Source organism: Paenibacillus sp. GD4, assembly GCF_030846225.1.
In the GTDB taxonomy this organism is placed as follows: domain Bacteria; phylum Bacillota; class Bacilli; order Paenibacillales; family NBRC-103111; genus Paenibacillus_G; species Paenibacillus_G silviterrae.
Map to the genome: position 1 here is coordinate 1,037,150 of NZ_JAVCYK010000002.1, position 23,536 is coordinate 1,060,685.

Sequence of the window (23,536 nt, forward strand, 5' to 3'; positions counted from 1 at the left end):
ACAGCCTATGGATCAACCTTTCACTGCGCCGAGCGCGATGCCCTTGACGAAGTACTTCTGAAAGAACGGATAGGCGATCAAAATCGGGAGAATGCCGACAACCGCGATCGCCATCCGCACGGTTTCACTTGGAAGCTCCATAGATGTGGATTCGAGCCCGTACGCGACGCTGGCCGTCTTGATGGCCTCGACGTTTTGAATCATTTGGTTCAGTAAATTCTGGATGCTGAACAACCTCGGATCGGACAAATAGATCAGCCCGTTGTTCCAGTCATTCCAGTACGCGATCCCGCTGAACAAACCGATCGTCGCCATAATGGGCAAGGACAGCGGCAGCACGATCTGGAAGAAGGTGCGCACCTCTCCGGCTCCGTCCATCCTCGCCGACTCCAACACCGGCGCCGGAACGGTGGTCCGGAAGAACGTGCTTGCCAAGAAGACGTTAAAGCCGTTCAATAATAATCCTGGGATGAGCAATGCCCAGATCGTATTCTTGATGGCGAACACTTGCGTGTAGACCAAGTACGTCGGGACGAGGCCTCCGTTAAACAATAACGTGAGGACGACGAAGGCCGTAAGAAACTTGTTCAGCGGCATGTCCTTCTTGGACAATCCGTACCCCAGCATCACGGTCATCACCAAGCTCGCAGCCGTACCACCAACGGTTACAAGGATCGTGATCCCGTAAGCGCGGGCGATCACGGTGGAGCTTGTCAGTAAATACCGGTATGCGTCCATGCTGAACGTCTCCGGGATAAACCGGTATCCGTTCCGGATAATTTCCTGTTCGCTCGTTATCGACGACGCGATCAACAAGAAGAACGGCACGATACACAAAATGCAGAAGACGGCCAAGCATACATGGGAAATCCATTGCCACAATCGATTATCATCCATACTCTTTTTCACCCCGTTAGAATAGTGCGTTATCTCTGCTGAATTTCCGGACAGACCAGTTGGCCAACAGTACCAATACGAAGCCGACGACCGATTGGTAGAATCCTGCAGCCGATGACATGCCGACATCTCCATTCTGCAGTAGGCCTCGGAAAACATAAGTATCGATGACGTTCGTCGTGTCATACAGCATGCCCGAATTCATCGGCACTTGGTAGAACAGACCGAAGTCGGAGTAGAAGATCCGGCCGATTTGGAGCAGCGTCAATATAATGATGACCGGCATGATCAGCGGAACCGTAATCATCCGGATTTGCTGCCATTTATTAGCGCCGTCCAGCGTGGCTGCCTCGTAATATTCCGGATCGATGCCGATAATCGCAGCCAAGTAGATGATGCACGTGAAGCCGATCGTCTTCCATAGATGCACAAGCGTTAAAATGTAAGGCCAATATTGCGGCTCCATGTACCACGAGATCGGCTCCTGCCCAAGCGCCGGGAGAATCGTATTGTTCATATAACCCTGGTCGTTGCCAAAGAAAGCGAACCCGAGGTAGCCCACGATGACCATAGAAATCAGGAACGGCAGCAAAATAATGCTTTGATACAGTCTAGCCATAAACTTCTTCTGAATCTCATTAAGCAAAATAGCGACAGCGATGGAAAGAAGCATCGTCACAATAATAAAAACGCCGTTGTACAATAACGTGTTCCGGGTAATAATATAGGCGTCCGACGTCTTAAAGAGAAACTTGAAGTTGTCGAAGCCGACCCACGGACTGCCTAAGATACCTTTCGCATAATCGAGTTTCTTAAACGCGATGATGAGACCAAACATCGGCAAATAGTTGTTAATCGCCAAATAAATCAGCCCCGGCAGCATCATCAGCATGATAGGCCAATATTGCAGCATACGTTTCGTTCCGGTTTTTCTAAGTAACGACGGTTCCGTTCGTTTGGAGGTGGAAAGTTTTGCTTCCATCGTTCTGCCCCTTCCTAGTTACGCGTATTCTCTGTGAAATCTGATATGTTCTTATCATAAGCAATCGCAGCAACCGCTACTACCGAGTTTTCGACCTCTGAACAACATTATCTCGACTTATTTACTGTTAGCAGTGTTACATAAAAAAAATGACTTTCTGGGACACAGAAGTCATTTTTTTGTGTATTCAACTTTCCTTGCTTTGTTATAGCTGATAAACGAACTATCACCGATCTCAACGGGGCGCGGATAATTGATTATGCAGACTATATCTAAATTTAATGGTTACAATAACGAATATACGTTCCCCTTTCAAAAAAAGCTGATAGTATGCAAAAAAGCCCCAAGCTAATGGGGCTTCGAGGCTGCCGCGGCCGCCTTGGCGGGACGCCATAGCTGCTCGAGCAGGATGGAAAGCATCATGCTGACTAACAATCCGTTGCCGAGAATCGGCTGCAGCACCGGCGGCAGCACCCGAAACATCGGCGGCGGCAGGAACAGGACGGCCGCTCCCATCGAAAGCGTAATGCCAAGAATAGACATTCGCCGTTGATCCAGGGACTGCCTTAGCACAGTGGACAGGCCTATACCGAACATCTGGGCGAAGGTCGATAGCAGCGCAGCGTACGCCACCGGACCGGGAAGCTGGGATAAGACGGATGCAACCGCCGGGAAGATGGCGATGACGCACAGGCTTACACAAGCGATAAGGAACGGGCGCAGCCGTGTCTGACCAGTCATCCTGACGAAGCCTGCGGACACGGACAAAGGCACGGTCCCCACCGTGGAGAGCAGAGCGGAAAGCACCGTATTGCCTCCGGCCCACAACCCGCCCCGGCTCAGACTTCGGGAGTCCTCCGCGCCTTTGCGATCAGGCAGTGCCTGATTCATCGCTTCGTAGCTGGCCACGAGATTGGACAGCAGCACCAGCGCAACCAGTACGGAGGACAGGGAGGTTCCCGCGTTAAAGCTTGGCATCCCCCATACCAATAGTTCCGGCAGACGGACAATTCCTTGCAGCGGCAGCGGTTCTCTGATCCAACCGGAAAGGGCAAATACGAGCCAGCCCGTTACGATGCCGATGAGCACGGCATAGCTTTTCCACCAGCCTTTGCCCCATAGCGACAAGGATAGGACTAGAACGAAAATGCAAAGCCCGGTTAAGGCCGGTCCTGCTTGCAGCCCGGAGCCGTCGTCGGATAGACCGAGCGTCCCCTTCAGGAAGACTCCGCTAAGCTGAAGCGACAGCAGCATGAGGAAGGAGCCTGTGACCAGCGGTGTAAACAGAAACATGATGCGCCGGAACAGGCCAAGCGCACTTAGAGCAATGAGCAGAATGCCGGCCAGAAGCATGCTTCCCTCCAAGCTGCGCAGCGTTTCAAAAGCATCCGTCCCCTGTGAACGCGCCAATCCCCCCAGGATGACAAACACTCCAAGCCAAATCCCCGCAGGTCCGTCTGCGAGGGGCAGCCGGTGGCCCAGCCAACCCTGAAGCAAAGAAGCCAAACCGACCACGAAAAAGGTGCGCTGCATTAAGCCTGCTACCTCATCCGGCGTAAACCCGTATAGATCCCCTATGACAATGGGCAGCGCGAGCGCATTGGCCAGCAGGAAAACAAGCCATTGAAGAGAGGCCAGCGAATCTTCGGCTAGCGATGTGGTTTTCATGCTAATGATCTCCTATACATTTGTAGATATAACTTACGATAAATCAATTACTTGTATTTTGCAAGTGATCGCCTTTTCGCGTGGACTCTCGTTTTACGCTGTAATATACTAATGCTACCATTCCTTAAGGAAACGAGTTGAGCCATGCCATGACCAAAGCCATTCTCACCGGCTTGTTGATAGTCATTCTTCATACCGGCTGTATGGGAGGTAATCTCCCCGATTCTAGTCCCCATCCCGTGGGGGAAGTCAAGGAAAGACCTGAAGCTTCCGCATCGGCGGGGCACACAGAGCACAATATAGTGGTTCCCCTTAAACCGCTGGGTGCTGCAGGTGAGGTCGCCTCTTATTATAACCGTCATCTGGTCATTTCAGAAGGTCGGGTATACGGCTGGACCGGGGACAACAAACCTCAGCTCCTGCTGGAGGATGCAGTACAAGTAGGCGTCGGAGACGCGACAAGCTATGCCCTTTCCAGGGACGGCCGCCTGCTCGCTTGGTCGGAAGATCCCAAAGCCGCGGTTGCCATAGCCGGAAGCATAGTCAGCTTCGCGGCAGGACGCACTGGGGTGTTTGCCATAGATCAAGGCGGTACGTTGTTCCGATGGGAGTCACCGGATCAGTCTGCCAAGAAAATAGCTGATAACGTTGCTTATTCAAGTATTGGTGACGGCACCGATTACTATATTACGCAGCAGGGAGAGTTGTATGCATTCGGACGTAACCACAGAGGGCAATACGGCAACGGCGGCTTGAAAGAAAGCGATGAGTTCATCCAAGTGGCAAGCGACGTTGTTCAGGTGAAGGGCCACACGGGGCACGCGATTGTTCTGAAGCGCAATGGAGACGTTCAGGGATCCGGCGGAAACCTCTACGGGCCGCTAAGCACACACGGTCTAGGCGACAAGGCGGTGACCTGGGGCACCCTGTTCCAAGGCGCCTCGCTTATCGCAACCGGCTCTTCCCACACGGTAGCCGTGAAAGAGGATCGAACGCTGTGGATCTGGGGGGGCAAGGAAGGCACTACGCCGCGTCACGTACTGGACGACGTAGTTGCTACGGCAGCGGGGGTGGATGTTACGATCGCCAAGAAGCAAGACGGAAGCATCTACTTCTGGCGAACGGGTGAGGTTCCGGTCAAGCTGTTGTGAAGCGATTATACTTTTGGTAACCATTTATCACTACGGAGGTATTATGTTCGAATTTCAAACGGTCTTGAGGAAGCCACCTAAGCTCATGGAATTAGAATATGGACCGAACGTGCCCGAATACCAAGATTTTTTCATTGATATTAACGATGCGGAGAAAATGAAAGCTCTTGTGGAACAAGGCGGCGTGGATCCAATGTATGCGCCAATGAAAATCATGATTGAATATGGCGGGGCATCTATAGTTGACTATAGTAAACCACCTGCCGGTGGTGGTGGACTTTGGCTCGACTATTTGAGGTGTATAGAACAGTTAATTGGAAATCAAAAAGCAAGAACTCTTTACGGAACAGACTATTTTACAATGAGCATGGAATCGATAAATTGCAGTGAAGTCAAATTTACTGTTTATCTGGATCCTACGAATGAAGAGGTCATTTCCATCATACTCCCCAAAAAAGCGTTTATTCTTGCATTGCTCAAGGAGCTAAAGAAGATTTGGCATATCTTTGACCTTCACCATGTCTTTAGCAGAATGCCCGACAAGACATTCAGGGATGAGACCATTCACCGCATTGAACGATGCGAAACGTTTTTTAGAAGCTGATCTTCCCGGGCAACGAAAGTATACCGGTATTGAAGCATACGATAAGCGATTTGTGCGAAAATACAACAATTGACCGCCGCATAATCCTGTTTTCAATTCATTTGTGCGAATGTACAACAATTTCCAATGATACTAGCCGTTGCTCCCATTTACGCCTCCGAATTGCTGCACCATCGCACAAATCTTACAATAACGCTGCTTTACCATGGCTTTTTGTGCCGATTAGCACAAATCCGTGGTCGGCAACGGCCCGGCATCGACAAGTCCGACATTGATCGCTTCCCATAAATATAAGGACGCTATGCTCCGATAAGGCTTCCATTTCTCACCCTTGAGCTCCAATAGTTCAGGGCCGGACAGCGTCTCCTCCTCGTACAGCCATCGCGCCGCGCGACGTAAGCCGGCATCTCCCAGGGAAAGCACATCCTCCCGCCCCAGATAAAAGATCAAGAACATTTCGGCCGTCCAACGTCCGACGCCTTTCACCTTCGTCAGCAAAGCAAGGACTTCCTCATTGCTGCATCCATGCAGTGAATCGAGATCAAGCTCCTGAAGCCGGATCAGCTCGGCCAGACCTTTGATGTAGCGGATTTTGGGGCCGGAGACTCCGGCTGCACGCAGTACTTCTTCCGAAACGGAGAGCATGCGATCTACCGTGAAGTCACCGCACTGCTCCCTCACACGCCGACAGATGGTATCTGCGGCTTTGACCGAGAGCTGCTGAGAGATGAGCGATTGAGCCAAATAAGCAAACGCATCCCCCTTCGCGGATATGTTAATGATTCCGATTCGCTGTGCCAACTCGGCGAACCTTCGATCGGTTTGACATAATTCCTGTACCCGCGGCTCCCCAGGATGTAATTGAAATACAACACTCATCGGCTGCCCCTCCGCACCAATTATGGTGAACCTAACTAATAATTACATTTTAAACCATGTCTTCGTGAGATTGAAGCTATCAGCTGCCGCCGCGTGTAATAAACTGCCCGATTCGGTCATTCAAGATATCCGGGAACTTCGTCGGAATACGATGGTCGGCATGCTTCACGTAAAACAACTCACTCTTAGGCAATCGCTGATGCAGCAGCCGGGCATAGGGATGAAAATGCTTGTCCTTCTCTCCGTAAACAAGCAGTACAGGGTGCTCAACAGCCTGAAGCCGGGAGGTACAGTTATAAGTGAGACTTGACCGGTAATACTGCTCCACGTTCCGGGGATTCCCTTTCTTAGCGTCGTTATATAGCCTCCATAGGAACGCAAGACGATTCGTCTGGCTCCAGGCATCGGCGAGTGCAATTGCACCGACGGCCCCCATTTTAGAGAAAAAAATCGCCCTGAGAATTCTGTTTCTCAGCCACTTATCGCTGACTTCCGGCATGCCGCTGACCACGATTCCTCCCCGCGCCCGCTCCGGGTAGGTCAAAAGAAACTCCAGCACTAAAGAGCCTCCCGTTGAGTAGCCGCATAAGAAGCATTTTTCAATACCGAGCCAGTCCATCATTCCCTTGATATCTTCAACGACCAAAGGATACGTTAAGGGCTCTGCGGAGGGTTCGCTCTGTCCGTGACCCCTAACGTCAAATGCAATGGTGCGGTAATGCGAAGAAAGTCCTTCCAGCTGGTACGTGAAGGTTAGCCCGGTAAGGACCGGGGGATGGATGAAGATGATGGCCGTGCCCGTGCCCCGTTCTTCATAATGCATTGTAAAGCCATCCATATTCATGGTACTCAATACTCTAGTCACTCTCCATGTGAAATTGATTGCTAGGAAGTAGTGTACCCATAAATTACAAAGATTCACGGTACTTGCCCGGTGTCGTTCCTTCGTACTTTTTAAATACGCGAATGAACCCGATATCGTTCGCGTAACCGACCTTATTCGCAATCTGAGTAAAGGTCAGCTTCTTGTCCTGCATCAGCTTCTTAGCCTGATCAATTCGCACTCTAGTCAAGTAATCCATAAGGTTCATACCCGTCTGCTTCTTGAAGAACGTGGACAAATAGGGCGGCGTTAGCCCAAAATGCTCGGCGATTGTTGTCAGGCTGAGCATTTCGTCATCATAATGCTGCTCGATGTAGCGGGTTATCCGTTCGGCCTGCTGACGGCCGTGACTGCTGCGGTTCGCGTTCACATAATGACACAGCGCGAGAAACCAATCGCGAATTTTGACTTGCATCTCCCCGACCGTCGGACAAGCAGACAGCTCCTTAAGCGGGTCGAAGCCTTCCCCGAACACCTCACGGTACAACGGGTCCATCGGGTTCATGATTTTCCACAAGGTGCTGACCATGTTAGTAAACAGGCTTCTTCCAAGCTCAGGCGTAATCCGCCGCTGATTGAAATGCGCATGAAACAAATTGCCGATAAGCTTGTCAACACCCGCCACATCGCCGCTTTTGCTAGAGTTGATCAGTTGGATTTCCGTCTCGATCGGGTAATAGTAATGACGGTCCGCATCCGCGATTTCTCTGTAACAAATGATGGAGCTGTGGCCTCTGTATATTTTATAATCCAGCGCGCTAAGCGCTTCAAAATACGATTGCCCTATCCGGTCCATCCCCTTATGCACTTCGCCGATCGCAAGGGTAATATACGTTTGGAACCGTTCCTCGATCACCTGCTTGAGCCGGACGGCGATGGTATCCAGCTCCAGCTCCGCTTCCGCGAACCGTTCTTGGGAAAAGTTAACCAGCAAGGCTACGCGGTGCTGGTCGAGCTCTACCGAATACCCCCATTCCCGTTCTCGAATCAAATCATTGCCGATATTGGATATAATGAATCGAATCAATGCCCACTGGCGTTCCGACTGATCGGTGCTGAACCGGCTGAAATCGGCAATGTCAATCAGGACCACGGCAAACCAATCGGAAATCAGTCGAATATCCATAAATTGCAGCGATTCTTCGGTCATTCGGGTAACGTCCACATGGCCTCGAACGAAGCGCGACAGGAAGCTTGCCTGGATGACCGGTGTCTGGCGGGACAATATATTCCGAAGCTCCCGTTCTTCATGCATGGTCATTTGAATCGTTTCCCGGATAAACTCGTATTCGTTGGAAGGCTGCTTCTTGCGAGGCGGCTTTTCCTTTTGCAGCACACGCACCAATCCGTGCAAAGGGGCATAATTACGGTGCATCCAGAAGCTGATCGCCGCTCCGCCGCCGATCAGGCAAATCAGGAGCAGCGTGATCATCCAATTTTTCAGCGTATAGACCCTTTCCAGGTACACATGCTCGGGCATCACGAGAACATACTTCCAGCCGTTTTGTTCGGATTCCGTGTATGACAGCATCCTATCGGCATCTTGATCCTCGTACACGTAGGGTACGCCTCTCGTCTGAAGCTCATGCCGGATTTGCTCCCAGGGGAGCGATTCGTTGTTTTTCCCGACGATCAGGCGGTCTTGGCGGTCAAGGATGAAAACCGAGCTTTGGGAGGCAGATTCAATCTTAGACAGCATGCTGCGAATTTGATCCACGTCAAGCAGAATGACGAGCGCTCCCCGAATCTCGGTCTGCTCCCCGAGCGGCAGCGTCTGAACGTACGTAATGGTATCCAGCTTGCCGTTCGGCGTTTCATAAGCGGCTGCATAATAATCGCGATAGCGCGGACCGTCTACCAGCTTGCTGCGCCACTCGGCAAAGCTGCTGCCCGCAGGTTTATATAGACTTTGATACAGCATTTCCGCCGTTGTCTTGGCTGTGGGCAGCAAAACCGTATCGCTGTCTTTAAGATAAACATAATAACCATTGATGATACCGCTTACATTTTGATAACGCATCATATGCTCCGACACGAATTCCACAAATTTATAGGCATCCGTCGAATCGGAAGTGTCTACGTTATTCATAAGCAGCTGTAGCCGCGGATTGAAAGCGATTTGTTGAGACATCCTCTCAACATCCTTGAGTCTGGAATCCATCACTTGGCGAAGCTGCTCCAGCATCGCGACGTTCGCCCGGTTCGCATTATCCGTCATAATGGAGACGGTCTTCGTGTAAAGAATCGATCCAAGGGTTAGAGGAAGCAGGAAAACGGCCAGATAGGACAATAAGAGGGTCATGAAGACGCTTCCGCGAAGCTTGGTATTGATCCGCACCATGAGATACCTCTCTCTCCAATCAATCTTACTTAATATATATTCAAAAAATGCCGCCTTTTTCCTGCCCCCTTCGTTTACTCAGTAAGCTATTCCTTGAGCGCCCCGATCATGACCCCCTTCACAAAATACTTTTGCAGAAAAGGATAAAGCACCAGGATCGGAACGGTTGCTACCATAATCGTCGCGTATTTGATCGCTTCACCGATCGGCATCTTATCCGCGCCGGAAGCGTCGGTCATCATGCTGTCCGTGCTGTTGGTGATAAGAATTTCCCTTAAAATGAGCTGCAGCGGGTACAGCTCGCGGTCGCGCAAATAAATCATCGCATTGAACCATGCATTCCAATGGCCTACAGCGTAGAACAGAACCATAACGGCCATGACAGGAAGCGATAAGGGAAGAATAATTCGCCACATCACGGTCCATTCGCTCGCACCGTCCATTTTGGCCGATTCCTCCAAACTGACCGGCACCGCCTGAAACGAAGTGCGCATGATGATTAAATTCCAGGTATTGATGGCTCCCGGAATGATCATGGCCCATGGCGTATCGACAAGCCCCAAACCATCTACCAGAAGGTAGGTGGGAATGAGCCCGCCTTGAAAGAACATCGTGACGACGATCATAAACATAACCGCATTTTTAAAAAATACATTTCTCCGTGAAAGGAAATACGCTCCGAGGGAAGTCATGAACAGATTAAAGAGCGTCCCGACAATGACATAAAATATCGTGTTGCTATAACCGTTTAATATGTTCGGGTTGGCAAAGACGGCCTTATAAGCGTCCAGACTAAACCCATAGGGCTTCCATAACAAACCGCGGTGCTGCGATAGCAACCCCGGGTCGCTGAAGGAGGAGAAGGTGACATACAAAAACGGATATAACGTCAAGAAACAAAGCACAAGCATGAAGACGACGTTCAGCACATCAAACATTTTCTCACCGAAAGTCAACCGGTTCATCCTGTCCCCTCCCCGTTACCATAATTTCGTCTCGCTTACCCGTTTGCTGATGCTATTGGAAAGGATAAGCAGGGTAAAAGCAATAACTGCGTTAAATAATCCGACTGCCGTCGTGTAGCTGTAGCTCGCTTCCAAAATCCCTTTGCGATACACGAAGGTAGAGATGACATCAGCCGTATCGTAGGTCAGCGGATTGTACATGAGCAGGATTTTCTCGCTGCCGACGGACATCATCGAGCCCATTTTCAAAATCAGCAAAATAATAACCGTAGGCATAATTCCCGGAATGGTAATATGAACCATTTGCTTCCACCGGCCGGCCCCGTCCACTCGTGCCGCTTCGTACAATGTAGGGTCGATAGTGGACAGCGCAGCCAAATAAATAATGGAGCCCCACCCAACCTGCTGCCATATGCCGGAGGATACATAAAGGAAACGAAACCATTCCGGCTCGGACAAATACGATTTGGCCGCGAAGCCAAGCATAGACAGCAGCTGGTTCACAAGCCCGTCCCGGGCCAGGAAATCGACCAGCATTCCGACTACGACGACAATCGAAATAAAATGCGGTAAATAGGTGATCGTCTGGACAATTCTCTTGAAATATTGCCTGCGCAATTCATTAAACAACAAAGCGAGGATGATCGGCGCAGGGAAGCCGAAAATCAGCTCATACACATTGATTAACAACGTGTTACGGATTAATCTCCAAAAATAATAGCTATTAAAAAATTCAACGAAATGGTTGAATCCAACCCAAGGGCTGCTCCAGATCCCGTCGCCGGGACTATAATCCTTAAACGCGATCTGCAGGCCGTACATGGGACCGTAATCGAAGATCAGATAATAGGCGATTACCGGCAAAACCATCAGGTACAAGAGCTTATTTCTCTTTAGATCCCGGCCCATGGTAATCCAGAGGCTCTGCCGCGCGGCCTTCGTCCTTGCTCCAACAGCCGTTTTCATCGTATCCATAATATGTCCCTCCCTCGCTTCGAAAAAGACAGGGAGATGAACGGATCATCTCCCTGATGAATACGGAGCTCTCTACTCAGACCCGTATTATCTTTTGTTATACCTTTCCAAAGCAGCCTGTTGGATTTTGATCGCATCCTGGATACCCATGCCTTCAATCGTTTTCACGTACTTGTCGAAATTGTCCAAAGGCTCCGCTCCCATAATGAACTTATTGAACATCTCGTCCTTGAAGGTGTTCACATCGTTCATAATCGAAGCGAATTTGCTGCTCTCATCCGAAGTAGGCGTCACCTGCGGAAGCTTTCTTTCATTGGTCGGCTCCGACCATATTTTGATCGAATCCTTTTGCTCCGGCATGCTGGCATACTGCTCCATATACCGCTTATCTTGTACGAAGGGACCGTTGAAGTTGGCGCGTACATGACGGGCCATCGCATAAGCCACCGACGTGTCCTTGGGATTCAATACCTCATCCGTATAGACAGGGTTCCCGTTGACCATCTTGTAGGAAACGCCTTCCACCCCGAAATTAAACAGCATCTTCCCTTCCTCACTGTAGGCGAAATCGAGCCATTTGACCGTGGCCTCCGGGTTTTTATTGGAGGTCGAGATGGCGGCGGCAAGCCCGCCGGAGAAGTTGTAGGTCTTCGCGCTCCAGAGCTTCTTATCTCCCTTGTTAACCACCGGGAACGGAGCAGCGACCAGCTTGAAACCGGCAATTTTATCCTTGACGAGCGTGGTGTAGTTGCCGATCCCCGAGCCTGTGCTCATCACGGTGGCAAACAGCTGATTTCCCGTTATCTTCGCGTCTTTGAGCTTGCTGTCGGTGACGGCGAAATCCGGATCCAGCAGCCCTTCTTTATACCATTTATTCATCGTAGTCAGAAACTGCTTATATTCCGGCTGGATCGGCCCATAGCTTACTTTTCCATTGATATGGTAGAAGTCGTAGTTCACACCAAATGTCCCTAAAAACGCAACCGAACCACCCATATCGTTCTTGCTGATCAGCAGCGGAATTTCATCCGGTTTCCCGTTGCCGTTCAAATCGCTTTTCTTGATCGCAGTCAGTGTGGTGTACCATTCATCAATGGTTTCCGGCATCTTCAGATTCAGCTTATCCAGCCAGTCTTTGCGAAGAGCGATGCCGTTGCTCACAAGCAAGTAATCGTCTCCCCGCAGGAACGGAAACCCGTAGATGCTGCCTTCATCCGTCACGACTTGCTTTTTCCACTCCGGATTGGCGTCCAGAACCTTCTTCAAATTCGGCGCGTGCTTGTCTATAAGCTCGTTCAGCTTAATTATCTTTTTATCCTTAATCGCTTTTTCCGGACCGCCGGGATACCCCGTCCAGCCGTATTCAATAACATCAGGCAGGTTTTTTCCCGTGATCATCAAGTTAAATTGATCCTTCTCCTGTCCTACCGGGGGATGCTGGAATTCCACTTTTGTTCCTGTTCGTTTCTCCAGCTCCTTGTACACCGTCATATCGCCAAAGCTTTTTAATGTAGCGGCGACATTGCTTGCGAGCCCCACCCAATACGTAAGCGTTTGCAATTTAGGCGGCTCTTGAGCAGCCGGCTTTCCATCGGGCTGTTTTGCCGGGGCCGGGCTGTTGCAGCCTGCAACAACCGAGACGGACAGCAGTACCGAGACTCCTGCGGTCGCCCATTTTTTCCGGTTTCGATGATTCATATCCCATTCCTCCCTTAAAGTTAGGTTCAGCTTGCGAAGCGGCTGTTATCCAATCGGGGCCAAGATATGGCTGATCTCTCAGGTGCAAGATATGATACGATAGTTACTATTACATTTTTACAAATCCTCCGCATGATGGAAATCATGAAATTTACGGATTGATAAGCAGGGGTTAAGATTGGCGGCTATCCGATGTTAAGATCGGCTATCCGTTATTAAGGCGGGAGTCCGAGGAAGCCTTGTATTATCTACCTTATTGGGCGGCTGGTCATGTTATGAGCGTCTCGTTCGGACCAAATTGCAATTCCGATCGGAGATGGGAGCTTGCTCTTCTTTGATCAACGTATTTGTGCAAATAGGCAGCTTTTTTCCATGATTTCGATCAAAGGAATGAAGATTTCTGCGAATGTATTTCATTCCAGGACCATTTGCCTCGTATCCGGCCATTGTGCTCCTCAAAAGATGCCTATTCTCACAAATCTCGTTCTGGACTTCGCTTCGGATCGTGGATTTCTGCACTAGGCAATACCAATCCACTCATATTAAAAAACCCGGCCAGAGGCCAGGTCCGTTTGATTCTTTATTCCGGTAACACCTTCACTTCAAAAGCTCTCTCTCCACCATAGCCGCATGCTCCAGCACCGTCTCGACTGGCGTATCCCATTGGTACTCGAGGATGGAACGATACGGATGTCGAAGCCCCCGCAAAGCGCTCCAGATCGGCTCCCACTCCATAGCACCTTCCCCAACCGGCTGATGCAAATCATCCACACCGTCATTATCGTGGAGATGGACAGCGCTGAGCCGCGTACCGAGCGTCCTGATCAGCTCCGCCGTATCCCAGCCGTTAATGAACGAATGCCCTACATCTACTAGAGCGGATACGGAAGGAATGTCTTCGAACAGGCGGACAAATTCCTCTTGGTCAAATAAAGCCGTCTCGCGAAACCCGACATTCTCCACTGCCAGATCAATGCCCAGCTTCTGTGCCTCGTCCCCTAGACGCTTGAGATTATCGATCGCTCTTAGCTGCGATGCCTTCCGCAGGAACAGCGGCGTAGAATACAAGCTCGGATGGATCACCATCTGCTCGGCGCCTATATGGGCCGACCACGCCAGGCATTCCTTGTACACCTCATACGAATATTCGGCCACCATAGGGAACCGGGCGGAGGCCAGATTCAGCTCCCAGATCGGAGAATGGACGCTCAGCGGACCGGGGTGATTCTGAAACCTCCGAAATTCCGTTTGCCAATTCACCGGCTCAAGCCAATTCGGCCCGTCCATGGAAATCTCCAGCCCCCCGGACCAGCGGTCCAGAAGCTCCTTGCAATCGTCGACACGGTGCATATACGGCAGCAGATTGATGAACACGTTCACATTCATAGGGTTGACCTTCTTTCATCTATTATATGGGTGGAACTACTCTTTCAAGGAGCCGAGCATGGCGCCCTTAACGAAGTATTTCTGCAGGAAAGGGTACACGATAAGAATCGGCAGCGTAGTGAAAAGAATGGCGGCGGCCTTAATCGTTTCCGGACTGCTGAAGATCCCCGAGTCGACGGCGATGGAATCCAAGCCGGAATCAGTGGCGCTGCTCGCGACCATGTTCTTGAGCTTCAGCTGAAGCGGGAACAAATCCTTGGAACGGATGTAAATAAGCGCCCCAAAATAGGCGTTCCACGTACCAACGGAATGAAACAGCGCAATGGTGGCCAGCACGGGGGCCGACAAGGGCAGCACCAAGCGCGCATAAACGCCGAACTCCCCGCTCCCGTCGATTTTCATAGCCTCCACCAGCTCATTGGAGATGCCTTGGAAGAAGGTCTTCATAATGAACACATTGTAAGCTCCGAGTGCTCCCGGGATAATTAACGCCCACAGCGTGTTGATCATGCCAAGTGACTTTACGACCAGATAGCTCGGAATGAGCGGTACGGGAAAAATAAAGGTAAACAGGATGAGTCTGGTAATCAGCTTTCTCCCCGGCATCATCGGACGAGTCAATGCATAGGCCAAGGTCGATGTAAAAATAAGGCAAAGCAGCGTACCCATCAGAGTGATGTAGACACTCACTCCCATCGCTCTCCACATGTCCTTCATCCCGAATAGCGCCTCATACACATTAAGCTGAAAGCCCTTCGGCCACAAGACAACCATTTTGCTATTGGCATAGATCGGACTGCTGAACGAGACGGCCGCCAGGTGGATCATGGGAGCAATCATGGTGAAGCACAGTACGGTGAAAAAAACGCCGTTCACCCACTGGAACGCCCGTTCCGATCGCGGCATGATGTTCATGGTTTACATCCTCCTAATAAATGCTCTCACCGGTCGTGCGGCGGCTCAGTTTATTCAAACCGACGACGAGGATGACCCCTACCAGCGCCTTGAAAATACCGATCGCCGTCGTATAGCTGTACTGACCGCCCATGAGTCCCACCCGATATACATAAGTATCGAACACTTCGCCGACCTCTCGGACAAGCGGGTTCAAGAAGAACAGCACCTGCTCGACATTGGCATCCAGCAAGTGGCCGATGCGGAGCAGCAGTAGAACGATAATCGCCGGAAGCAGGGAAGGCAGCGTAATGTGCCAGGCTTGGCGAAAACGGGAAGCTCCGTCAACCATGGCCGCCTCATACAAATTCGGATTTATCCCCGTGATGGCAGCTAAATAAATGATCATGGACCAGCCGACCTCCTTCCAGATGCCTAAGCTGATGACCATGCCAAGGAAATACTTAGGCTCGGTCAGGAAGGAAACGGTTTCCCCGCCAAGGTAATGGATAAGCTGGTTGACCAGTCCGTCCTTGGACAGCAGCTCAGTGAAGATTCCCCCGACAATGACCCAGGAGAGAAAATGCGGTAAATAAAGAAGCGTCTGGGTCGTCCTTTTGAACAAGCTGACCCGAATCTCATTCAGCAGGAGGGCCAGGAGCAACGGGGCCGGGAAGCCGAACAAAATGGAATAAAGACCGAATTTCAGCGAGTTCTTAAGCACCAGCATGAACTCGGCATAGTCAAACATAAATTGAAAATGCTTCAAGCCTACCCACTCGCTGTGCAGAATGCCGGCGAATAAATTGTACTCCTGAAAGGCAATGATATTGCCCGCAAGCGGGATATATTTAAAGATGAGGAAGTGGGCCAGACCCGGCAATGCGATCAACAAGAGAACCCACGAATCGATTCTTACGGATTTTCCGAACAAGGACTTTCACTCCTTTCCAGCGAAGACAAAGGGACCCTCAAGCAAACCGTGCTCCGGAGAGGGTCCCTATGAAGTTTGTTATTTCTTGTTGAAGGTGTTATGCCATTCGGTAGCTTCTTTCATAGCTGCGTCCCCGCCGCGCTTCTTCCATTCCGCAACGAAGGCGTCAAAGCCTTTATCCAAATCCTCCTTGCCCACAACCAGCTTGACGAAGGCATCATAGAAGAGGCTGCCGGCGACAAAGCCGACATTCAGCTCCGGACGACCTTCCAGCGACTTGAGTGCCGGCATATAGACGGCATCGTTCTTCATGATCGTTGTTTTGGAATCCTCATAGCCCTTCAGAATGACATCGCTATTCGGCAGCACCTTAAGCGCCATCGGGTTATTCAGGCCATTCTCCCGTACGTTGATGGAAAGCTGGAAAAACTCCTTCTCGTTGAGCTCGCCAGCATTGTTCGGATTTTTTGGGTCGAATTTGACTTGCCCGCCCTCTTCTGTGTAGTTATGGTCCTTGATGCCGTAGGCGAAAAATTTATCCGCATCCGGACTGCTCCAAGCCCATTCGAGGAATTTGACGATCTCCTCCGGATTCTTGACACTCGCCGGAATCACCCAAACGAAGTACACCTGATCCGTGCCGATCTGCAGGAAGTTCTCACCCCGCGGTCCCTTCGGTGGAACGGCCATGGTAATCGCCGCTTTCGGCTGATTCGGATACTGCTGCGTCGAGACGGCAGGGTATTGATAGGTAGCTGCACCCCAGGCCGCAACCAGGCCCTTCGCAATGTCCGTTCCCCGGTCGCCCTGCTTCTTGGTAATAAAATCTTTCTCAATGTAACCGTTGTCATAGAGCTTCTTGTAGAAAGCGATCGCTTCCTTCATCTGCGGCTGAATGATATCCGGTTCCATTACTCCATTCCGTAGATGCCAGGTGCCCGGTCTGACGCCAAAGGAGCCGGTGAACACATCATTCCAGGACATGCCGTCGGTTAACGAGAGCGCCCATTCGTTATTCGGATCTCCATCGCCGTTGACATCCTGCACCTTCACCGCTTCGGCGAATTTCAGGAAATCGTCCAGTGTTTTGGGAACCTGCATCTTCAGCTGATCGAGCATGTCTTGACGATAGAAGATCACCCGATCGGCGGCGGTCCCGGTTAATACCGGAATGCCGTAGATTTTGCCGTTTCGGCTTACCTTCGGACTGTTCCATGCCACCTCGGGAATTTTCTTTTTGAGGTTCGGAGCATACTTATCGATCAAGGGACCCAGTTCATGGAAGACGCCTCGATCCACGGCTCCCTTGTGTACCTCCCAATCGATGCCTCCGGTCCGCACCAGATCGGCAAGCTCTCCCGACGCGAAGCGAAGCGCCAGCTGCTGCCGGAAATCGATGTCGTGTCCAAGGAATTCATAATTCACGTTGTAGCCGGACAGCCTGCTAAGCTCCTTAAAGTACTTGTCCTTCTTCTCATCCGGTCCCTTCGAGGCGAAGCCCGAGTTGTTGTGGGACAGCAGCACCTTAATGTTCTTGCCGGCGGCCGCTTTCGTTCCCGAATCGCCGCTTACCGGCGCCGTTCCGCCCGATTCGCCTCCGCAGGCGGCCAGCATCGTTCCTGCCAGCACAATGCAGGCCGTCGATGCGATGAATGTTTTTTTCGACTTGAATGCCATCTCGCGATCCCCTCCGAATGTTCATCCTGATCCATTAGCCTTTCCAATATCCATTATAGGATGGGCTTCCGAAGGTCACTATGGAATTATCAACGAAAACTTGTATAAAGCTTATATCGAATCAGGGACCTCGATGCTTTCATACTTTCGGTAGTCCGAGGGGGAGAAGCCGGTATATTTCTTGAAGGTTTTGGAGAAGTACGCATAATCCTCGTAGCCGACCGCTTCCCCCGCTTCATACACTTTGACGAACGGATTTTGAAGGAACGCCTTGGCTTTTTCCATTCGAAACTGGGTTACATACTGGTTGAACGACACGCCCGTTTCCTTCTTGAACATATTGCCGAAGTAATTCGGAGACAACGCAAAGTGCGCGGCAGCATCCTTGAGGCTGAGATCCGCCTTCTTATAGTGCTCCTCGATATACTCCTTCGCGCTTTTGACCATCCGATTGTAGCTCCACCAGTTGCGGCTGAGCCGGATGTGCTCGATCAAACCCATCAAACAGGCATGTAGGGAGTCGTACAGTCGTTCGGCAGTAGCCAAGCTTGCATTGTCAGGGAGCTGCGCCTTCGGAAGAGGCAAGCCGTTCTGGCTAACCTCCTGAAGAGTCCCGTTCAATACAATCAAATAGTACGTCAGCTGCTCCAGCTGCTCCGGCTTCACCGGCACGGGGCCAGGCTTCATCGTGCTGCGAATGCGTTCCAGTTCTGCTGCGAGCTCTCCTTCGTTCATGTGCCATATCGATTTGGCCGCGCGCTCGGCATGAACCTTCCAGGACCAAAGCCAATCCTTGGATAAGTCTTGCTTGCTTGTTCGGGACTGAAGCTTCCCGTGGATCTTCGTAAGCACGGATAAGAAGTAGGAAGGGTCAATCGGTTTCAATAGATAATCCGCTACCCCGAAGCGCAGGGCGCTCTGGGCATATTCGAAGTCTCCGTAGCCGGAAACCACCACATATTCACTCGTCAGCTGCTTGTCGGTCAAGCTGCGAATGAGTTCAAGGCCGGTCAAACCCGGCATCCTGACATCCGTTACGATCAAATCCGGTTTCAGCTCAAGCGACCTTTGCAGCGCCTGCTCCCCATCCTTCGCCTCCTCAATGACGACGAAGTTCTCGGCATCACGTTCGATGATCGTTCTTAACGTTAAACGAACCATTCTTTCATCATCCGCAATCAGCACTTTGAACATCCTGAAGGACTCCTTTCCGGTAAGGAAGCTTTACTTGGATCCGCGTACCATTTTCATTCGAATCGCATATCCGAAGACCATAGGGCTCTCCAAAGGCAAGGCGCAAACGGCTATGTACATTCCATAATCCGATCCCGTGGAAAGGGCTCATACTCGCACGAACCAGCTTCACTTCGGTCATCGATTCAAAGGCCTGATTATATTTCCGGTGAAGCTCCGGCGGCATCCCCCTTCCCTCGTCTTCAATATACAGCGAATAACAGGCCTCTTCAGCACTGCCGATGATCGATATGCTTCCGGGCGTAAGCCCGTGCTTTTCGTAGGCATGCTGAAATGCATTCTCTATAAGCGGCTGAAGGGTTAGGCGGAACAAATAAACTTGATCCAGCATCTCCTCGTTCACATTCATAATAAAGCTGAAGCACTCGAAGCGCTCCTCCTGGATGCGGATGTAACTCATGATATGTTCGAGCTCTTTGCGCAGACTCACGACCTGTTCAGGGTTCCCTATACTGTAACGGAACAGGTTGGAGAGGTGAACCGTCATTTGACTGATCGGTTTGATATTGAACACCACCGCATGGGCGTTGATGATTTCCAATGTGTTATATAGAAAATGGGGATTGATCCGCGACTGCATCGCGGAGACCAGCGATTCCCTATGCTTCAGTTCGAGCTCCTTCTCGCTCATTCGGGTTCTGTGAATTTCTCCAAGCAGCTTCTTGATTTCCCTGAACATTCGATAGAAGACAGCGAAGCCTAGAATGAGAATACCGGCACCGATAAAGAGTGTAAGCACTTGCAGGCGCAGCAGGCCGCCAAGCAGTTCCGTTTGGGAGGTTTCGGATATAATTCGAAACCCGGTTTGTTCGGAGATTTGATAGACCATCAACCTTTTGCCGCCGCTTCCCTCCAGCTCGAACCTCCCCTTGTCCCCGTTCATGCGATCGGACCATGAGGAAGGAAGGAAAGCTCCGACTCTTTCCCTATCCGTATGGAAGAAGATTTGGCCCGATTCGTTCGCTACGACCATAGAGCCGTTCTTCCCATAGGGCTTCAGATCGGAGATTTTGAGCAGCTGCTTTAGGGATAGAGACATGATGATGGCCCCAAGCGGCTCGTAGGTTTCATTATCAATAATTTTTCTGTACACCGTAATGACAGATACGCCGGCCCTCTCCTCGATCCCCAAAATTTTGAAGGATTCTTGAAAAAGAGGCATAACGGCCGTCGAATAATCGCCGAAGCTTGCTCCTTTTTTGGAAAGGAGGGAGAAGCCGTACATGTCTTTTCGCATGTTGGGGAGAAGCTCGTTCGATATCCGTCCTTTAAGGCGATACATTTCGTAGGTGTTATACGGATCCGCTTTAATAAATTCCTGAATCAGCGGATGACCGGGAAGCGCCATGGAATCGGCTTTGATTCCCGCGAAATACTCGTCCAGCTGGGCATGAACCCTGCCGATCAGCTGCTCGTTATAATAAATGCCGCTATCCTCGATAGTTTCGGCCGACTTCGCATACCATAGCAGGCTGAACAACAAAAAAGGGAGACAGAACAGGACAATAAAGTACAGAAGCATTTTCCTTTTGATAGATAAAGGCTGACCCCATCTCTTCATGGTACGCTCCTCTCCTGCAGCGCAGCGGCGGTGGTCTGGCGATGCTTCACCGATTCATTTGTGCTTATTTATGTTCATTTTCGCGCAGCCATTCTCTTCAAGATTATGCCAAGGGAAAGCGCATTGTCAACAGATAATCTTCGTATTCCAAACCTTTACGATATCTTCATATAGACGTTTTATTATCGTAGATATTTACATAAAAACGTTGGTTTTTCCAAAGACGAAACGCAGTCAACGAACTACAGTGAAGGTAGACCCCATGCATCAACAGGCATATGTATTCGAGCATAATTGCGCAATCCATAAAGGAGGTATTCCGCCCGTGACAACCGATTTTACGTCAGAACAACCGGATTCCGTGAAGGGAGAGCGAATGATAAGTCGAAGGAAGCTTCTGGCTTCCTTAGGTATGGCCGGCGCCGCCGCTCTGGTAACCGCATATGGTACAAGCGCAACTGCGCAGTCGGTAACGGAGGCCACTTATGGCAAGCCGGAGCTGCTGCCGCGCGAGCTGATGAACTTAAGCTATGTGGTATCGACAACGATTGCCGAGCTTCGAAGCAATGCCCAAATTCAAAATAACCTTGTATATTACGTTACAGATCGCGGGCAGGAAGGCATTTTCTTCTATGACCCGTCTGACGTCAGCTCCGAGGACAATACCGGAACGATATTGGTGAACGCTTCCGGGGCAAGGTTCAAGCGGGTTGTGGAGAATTATACGGTGAACGCCAAATGGTACGGCGCGAAGGGGGATGCTTCCGCAGATGATACCGCAGCCATCCAGAACGCGTTAAGCGAAGCGCTCCGATGGCCGAGTGTGAAGGTCATCGTGCCGGCAGGGACCTACCGCACGACGAAGGAGCTGTATTTGTTTAAAAACACACATCTGGTGATGAACGAGCAAACGACGATTCTTCGCAGCCACGACGGTAACGTGTTCCGTAACTATAGGACAACGGACGTGTTCTACCGATACGAGGGCAACGGCAACATTATCATTGAGGGTGGCGTGGTCGATTGCAACGGGGTGAAATTCACCCGGGTTTGCAACGGAATGGCCCTCGCTCACGCTGAGCATATCACGCTGCGTAAAGTGACCATCAAGGATACCCAGAGCGGCCATGGCATTGAATTGACGGGTGTTCGGCATGTGCTTTTCGATCAATGCCGCTTCGTAGGGTTTCTGTTTACCACCCAGAACTATTCCGAAGCCATTCAACTGGAGCCCGCCTTGAAGGCAGGCTTCGTCGGGCAGGCCGCCGATCATACGCCTACCCATCATGTGACCGTACAGCATTGCTATTTCGGTCCGAGCGGTACACCGGGAACGGTCCCTTGGCCATGCGGTGTCGGGGCGCATGGGGCTTATCCCGGAGCGTATTTCGACCATATTATTGTTCGCGACAATGTTATGGAGAACTCTACTTATTGGGCGATCCGTCCCTTTAAGTGGCGCAATTCCGTCATCGCCGGCAATCATATGAAGAAGGTGAACGGCGGCATCTTCATCTCCACCCCATCCGCAACCTCAGCTTCCTCGAAGGATGATCAAGGTGTCGTCCATCCGGTGCAGCCTGCAAGCACGATCATCGTGGAGCACAATATCATAGATACCGGGACGAATAACGGGATTTACGTCGAGGGCTTTGCTGAAGGAAGCGGGGAAAAGGTTATTATTGCTAATAATATTATTAAGCAAATGGACGGACAGGGGATCAGCCTTCGCAGCAATCACTGCGTGATTACCGGCAATATCCTGGAGGGAGTCAAGAAAAACGGCATCTATATGACAGATTGCACGAACATCGTCGTTGCCGACAACCTCATCCGCGACGTTACCTTCCATGGAGTGCAAATCAACAATTCTAAGGGCATCGCCGTAACTAATAATTCAATTACGAACGCCGGTCAGAACGGGGAAGGGACGTATGACGGAATTGCTCTTACGGGTACGTCAAAAGAAACGCGAGTCGTTGGAAACACTGTAAGAACGGAGCAAGGACGGAAGCGGCTACGCTATGGCTTGAATGCCGCCTCCTCCGTTACCTTGCTGACCCGTCTGCAGAATGACCTTCGCTGCGGTGCCGTAAACGGCAACCTGCTGGACGCATCCGCTGCTCCGAATACGTCCTATGAAGACTTATCCTAGACGGACTTGATGATCTTTGCCGGGTTTCCGCCTACAACTACGTTATCAGGAACATCCTTCGTTACGATAGCACCGGAGGCAATGACCACATTGTTTCTAATCGTCACTCCTGGGTTGATGACCGCTCTGCCTCCAATCCAGACGTTATGACCTATAGTGACAGGAATACCGTATTCCGCTCCGGTGATTCGTTCCGGGGCATGGATCGGGTGGGTTGCGGTATAAATATGAACTCCAGGGGCTATGAAACAGTTATCCCCTATCCGGATTTCGCATACGTCCAAGAAAACGCAATCGAAGTTCGCGAAAAAATTATCGCCTACATGAATGTTATAGCCGTAGTCGCATCGAAAAGTCGGTTCCACATATAGGCTTTCACCTGTGGAGCCGAATAGCTCCTTTAAGAGCTCGATTCTTTCCTTATCATCGGTTTCAACAGTTTGATTGAACAATCTGGTAAGCCTTCGAGCATGCTGTCTCTCTTTCACTAATTCGGGGTCTCCGGCAAAATAAAGCTCGCCGCTGAGCATTTTCTGTTTTTCGGTTTTCAATTTTTTTCGCTCCTTTCGAGCTATTCTGCGTTTTTTAAGTATAGAAATCATATTGTAGGATAAAGCTGGTACTAATCCACT

Annotated in this window: 19 protein-coding genes; 3 read left to right on the forward strand and 16 right to left on the reverse strand. The window is 50.7% G+C overall.

Translation table 11 applies throughout. The annotated features are described in order from the left end of the window. Positions 1 to 12: 12 nt before the first annotated feature. The 3 genes from RAC89_RS27420 to RAC89_RS27430 all read right to left on the reverse strand — a co-directional run bounded on the left by RAC89_RS27420 (position 13) and on the right by RAC89_RS27430 (position 3,547). Positions 13 to 897 (reverse strand): carbohydrate ABC transporter permease, encoded by an 885-nt coding sequence (locus RAC89_RS27420; RefSeq protein WP_306616896.1) that lies wholly within the window; start codon positions 895 to 897, stop codon positions 13 to 15. Between the two features lie 16 nt (positions 898 to 913). Continuing rightward, the gene (locus RAC89_RS27425; protein WP_373430069.1) at positions 914 to 1,879 is read right to left on the reverse strand and encodes an ABC transporter permease; all 966 of its coding nucleotides are present in this window, start codon (positions 1,877 to 1,879) and stop codon (positions 914 to 916) included. A 348-nt stretch (positions 1,880 to 2,227) separates the two neighbouring features. Beyond that, complete coding sequence (locus tag RAC89_RS27430) at positions 2,228 to 3,547, reverse strand: purine/pyrimidine permease (protein WP_306616897.1); 1,320 nt, start codon at positions 3,545 to 3,547, stop codon at positions 2,228 to 2,230. A 149-nt stretch (positions 3,548 to 3,696) separates the two neighbouring features. On the opposite strand from RAC89_RS27430, the gene RAC89_RS27435 reads away from it, so the two are divergent. Together RAC89_RS27435 and RAC89_RS27440 are read left to right on the forward strand one after the other, a co-directional pair. Next, on the forward strand, positions 3,697 to 4,698 hold the full coding sequence (locus RAC89_RS27435; protein ID WP_306616898.1) for an RCC1 domain-containing protein: 1,002 nt from the start codon (positions 3,697 to 3,699) through the stop codon (positions 4,696 to 4,698). A gap of 13 nt (positions 4,699 to 4,711) precedes the next feature. After that, positions 4,712 to 5,302 carry a hypothetical protein gene (locus tag RAC89_RS27440; protein WP_306616899.1) on the forward strand — a complete coding sequence of 197 codons (591 nt, stop codon included), beginning with the start codon at positions 4,712 to 4,714 and terminating at the stop codon, positions 5,300 to 5,302. Positions 5,303 to 5,524: 222 nt separating this feature from the next. On the opposite strand, the gene RAC89_RS27445 is transcribed toward RAC89_RS27440, so the two are convergent. From RAC89_RS27445 to RAC89_RS27500, 12 genes are all read right to left on the reverse strand, one after another. Beyond that, positions 5,525 to 6,181: a DNA-3-methyladenine glycosylase family protein gene (locus RAC89_RS27445; protein WP_306616900.1), complete on the reverse strand. Its 657-nt coding sequence runs from the start codon at positions 6,179 to 6,181 to the stop codon at positions 5,525 to 5,527. 79 nt (positions 6,182 to 6,260) lie between these two features. Next, positions 6,261 to 7,034, reverse strand: coding sequence for an alpha/beta fold hydrolase (locus RAC89_RS27450; protein ID WP_306616901.1), 774 nt, complete (start codon positions 7,032 to 7,034; stop codon positions 6,261 to 6,263). A 55-nt stretch (positions 7,035 to 7,089) separates the two neighbouring features. Beyond that, positions 7,090 to 9,405: a helix-turn-helix domain-containing protein gene (locus tag RAC89_RS27455; RefSeq protein ID WP_306616902.1), complete on the reverse strand. Its 2,316-nt coding sequence runs from the start codon at positions 9,403 to 9,405 to the stop codon at positions 7,090 to 7,092. 86 nt (positions 9,406 to 9,491) lie between these two features. Beyond that, positions 9,492 to 10,370, reverse strand: coding sequence for a carbohydrate ABC transporter permease (locus RAC89_RS27460; RefSeq protein WP_284646077.1), 879 nt, complete (start codon positions 10,368 to 10,370; stop codon positions 9,492 to 9,494). A gap of 15 nt (positions 10,371 to 10,385) precedes the next feature. Continuing rightward, a complete protein-coding gene (locus RAC89_RS27465) occupies positions 10,386 to 11,336 on the reverse strand; it encodes an ABC transporter permease (RefSeq protein WP_306617821.1) in 951 nt (316 codons plus the stop codon). A 96-nt stretch (positions 11,337 to 11,432) separates the two neighbouring features. Next, the gene (locus tag RAC89_RS27470; RefSeq protein ID WP_306616903.1) at positions 11,433 to 13,043 is read right to left on the reverse strand and encodes an extracellular solute-binding protein; all 1,611 of its coding nucleotides are present in this window, start codon (positions 13,041 to 13,043) and stop codon (positions 11,433 to 11,435) included. A gap of 597 nt (positions 13,044 to 13,640) precedes the next feature. After that, the gene (locus tag RAC89_RS27475) at positions 13,641 to 14,429 is read right to left on the reverse strand and encodes a sugar phosphate isomerase/epimerase family protein (protein WP_306616904.1); all 789 of its coding nucleotides are present in this window, start codon (positions 14,427 to 14,429) and stop codon (positions 13,641 to 13,643) included. 36 nt (positions 14,430 to 14,465) lie between these two features. Further along, the gene (locus RAC89_RS27480; protein ID WP_306616905.1) at positions 14,466 to 15,344 is read right to left on the reverse strand and encodes a carbohydrate ABC transporter permease; all 879 of its coding nucleotides are present in this window, start codon (positions 15,342 to 15,344) and stop codon (positions 14,466 to 14,468) included. A 13-nt stretch (positions 15,345 to 15,357) separates the two neighbouring features. Beyond that, complete coding sequence (locus RAC89_RS27485; RefSeq protein ID WP_306616906.1) at positions 15,358 to 16,257, reverse strand: ABC transporter permease; 900 nt, start codon at positions 16,255 to 16,257, stop codon at positions 15,358 to 15,360. A gap of 78 nt (positions 16,258 to 16,335) precedes the next feature. Further along, entirely contained in the window at positions 16,336 to 17,934 is a 1,599-nt protein-coding gene (locus tag RAC89_RS27490; RefSeq protein ID WP_306616907.1) for an extracellular solute-binding protein, read from the reverse strand. A gap of 111 nt (positions 17,935 to 18,045) precedes the next feature. Continuing rightward, entirely contained in the window at positions 18,046 to 19,128 is a 1,083-nt protein-coding gene (locus RAC89_RS27495) for a response regulator transcription factor (RefSeq protein WP_306616908.1), read from the reverse strand. Next, positions 19,103 to 20,749, reverse strand: a complete 1,647-nt coding sequence (locus RAC89_RS27500; RefSeq protein WP_306616909.1) for a sensor histidine kinase — start codon at positions 20,747 to 20,749, stop codon at positions 19,103 to 19,105. Before RAC89_RS27500 ends, RAC89_RS27495 begins: the two co-directional genes overlap by 26 nt. Before the next feature lie 325 nt (positions 20,750 to 21,074). Here RAC89_RS27500 and RAC89_RS27505 point away from each other — a divergent pair, with 325 nt between their 5' ends. Then, entirely contained in the window at positions 21,075 to 22,904 is a 1,830-nt protein-coding gene (locus tag RAC89_RS27505; RefSeq protein ID WP_306616910.1) for a right-handed parallel beta-helix repeat-containing protein, read from the forward strand. Here the strand turns inward: RAC89_RS27505 and RAC89_RS27510 are convergent. Continuing rightward, complete coding sequence (locus RAC89_RS27510; protein ID WP_306616911.1) at positions 22,901 to 23,455, reverse strand: sugar O-acetyltransferase; 555 nt, start codon at positions 23,453 to 23,455, stop codon at positions 22,901 to 22,903. The two genes, RAC89_RS27505 and RAC89_RS27510, sit on opposite strands and share 4 nt — an antisense overlap. Positions 23,456 to 23,536 lie beyond the last annotated feature (81 nt).

Bases quoted from the DNA above. Each gene is read 5' to 3' on its own strand.
- RAC89_RS27420 (WP_306616896.1), bottom strand. From the start codon at position 897: ATGGATGATAATCGATTGTGGCAATGGATTTCCCATGTATGCTTGGCC.
- RAC89_RS27425 (WP_373430069.1), bottom strand. From the start codon at position 1,879: ATGGAAGCAAAACTTTCCACCTCCAAACGAACGGAACCGTCGTTACTT.
- RAC89_RS27430 (WP_306616897.1), bottom strand. From the start codon at position 3,547: ATGAAAACCACATCGCTAGCCGAAGATTCGCTGGCCTCTCTTCAATGG.
- RAC89_RS27435 (WP_306616898.1), top strand. From the start codon at position 3,697: ATGACCAAAGCCATTCTCACCGGCTTGTTGATAGTCATTCTTCATACC.
- RAC89_RS27445 (WP_306616900.1), bottom strand. From the start codon at position 6,181: ATGAGTGTTGTATTTCAATTACATCCTGGGGAGCCGCGGGTACAGGAA.
- RAC89_RS27455 (WP_306616902.1), bottom strand. From the start codon at position 9,405: ATGGTGCGGATCAATACCAAGCTTCGCGGAAGCGTCTTCATGACCCTC.
- RAC89_RS27460 (WP_284646077.1), bottom strand. From the start codon at position 10,370: ATGAACCGGTTGACTTTCGGTGAGAAAATGTTTGATGTGCTGAACGTC.
- RAC89_RS27465 (WP_306617821.1), bottom strand. From the start codon at position 11,336: ATGAAAACGGCTGTTGGAGCAAGGACGAAGGCCGCGCGGCAGAGCCTC.
- RAC89_RS27470 (WP_306616903.1), bottom strand. From the start codon at position 13,043: ATGAATCATCGAAACCGGAAAAAATGGGCGACCGCAGGAGTCTCGGTA.
- RAC89_RS27475 (WP_306616904.1), bottom strand. From the start codon at position 14,429: ATGAATGTGAACGTGTTCATCAATCTGCTGCCGTATATGCACCGTGTC.
- RAC89_RS27480 (WP_306616905.1), bottom strand. From the start codon at position 15,344: ATGAACATCATGCCGCGATCGGAACGGGCGTTCCAGTGGGTGAACGGC.
- RAC89_RS27490 (WP_306616907.1), bottom strand. From the start codon at position 17,934: ATGGCATTCAAGTCGAAAAAAACATTCATCGCATCGACGGCCTGCATT.
- RAC89_RS27495 (WP_306616908.1), bottom strand. From the start codon at position 19,128: ATGTTCAAAGTGCTGATTGCGGATGATGAAAGAATGGTTCGTTTAACG.
- RAC89_RS27500 (WP_306616909.1), bottom strand. From the start codon at position 20,749: ATGAAGAGATGGGGTCAGCCTTTATCTATCAAAAGGAAAATGCTTCTG.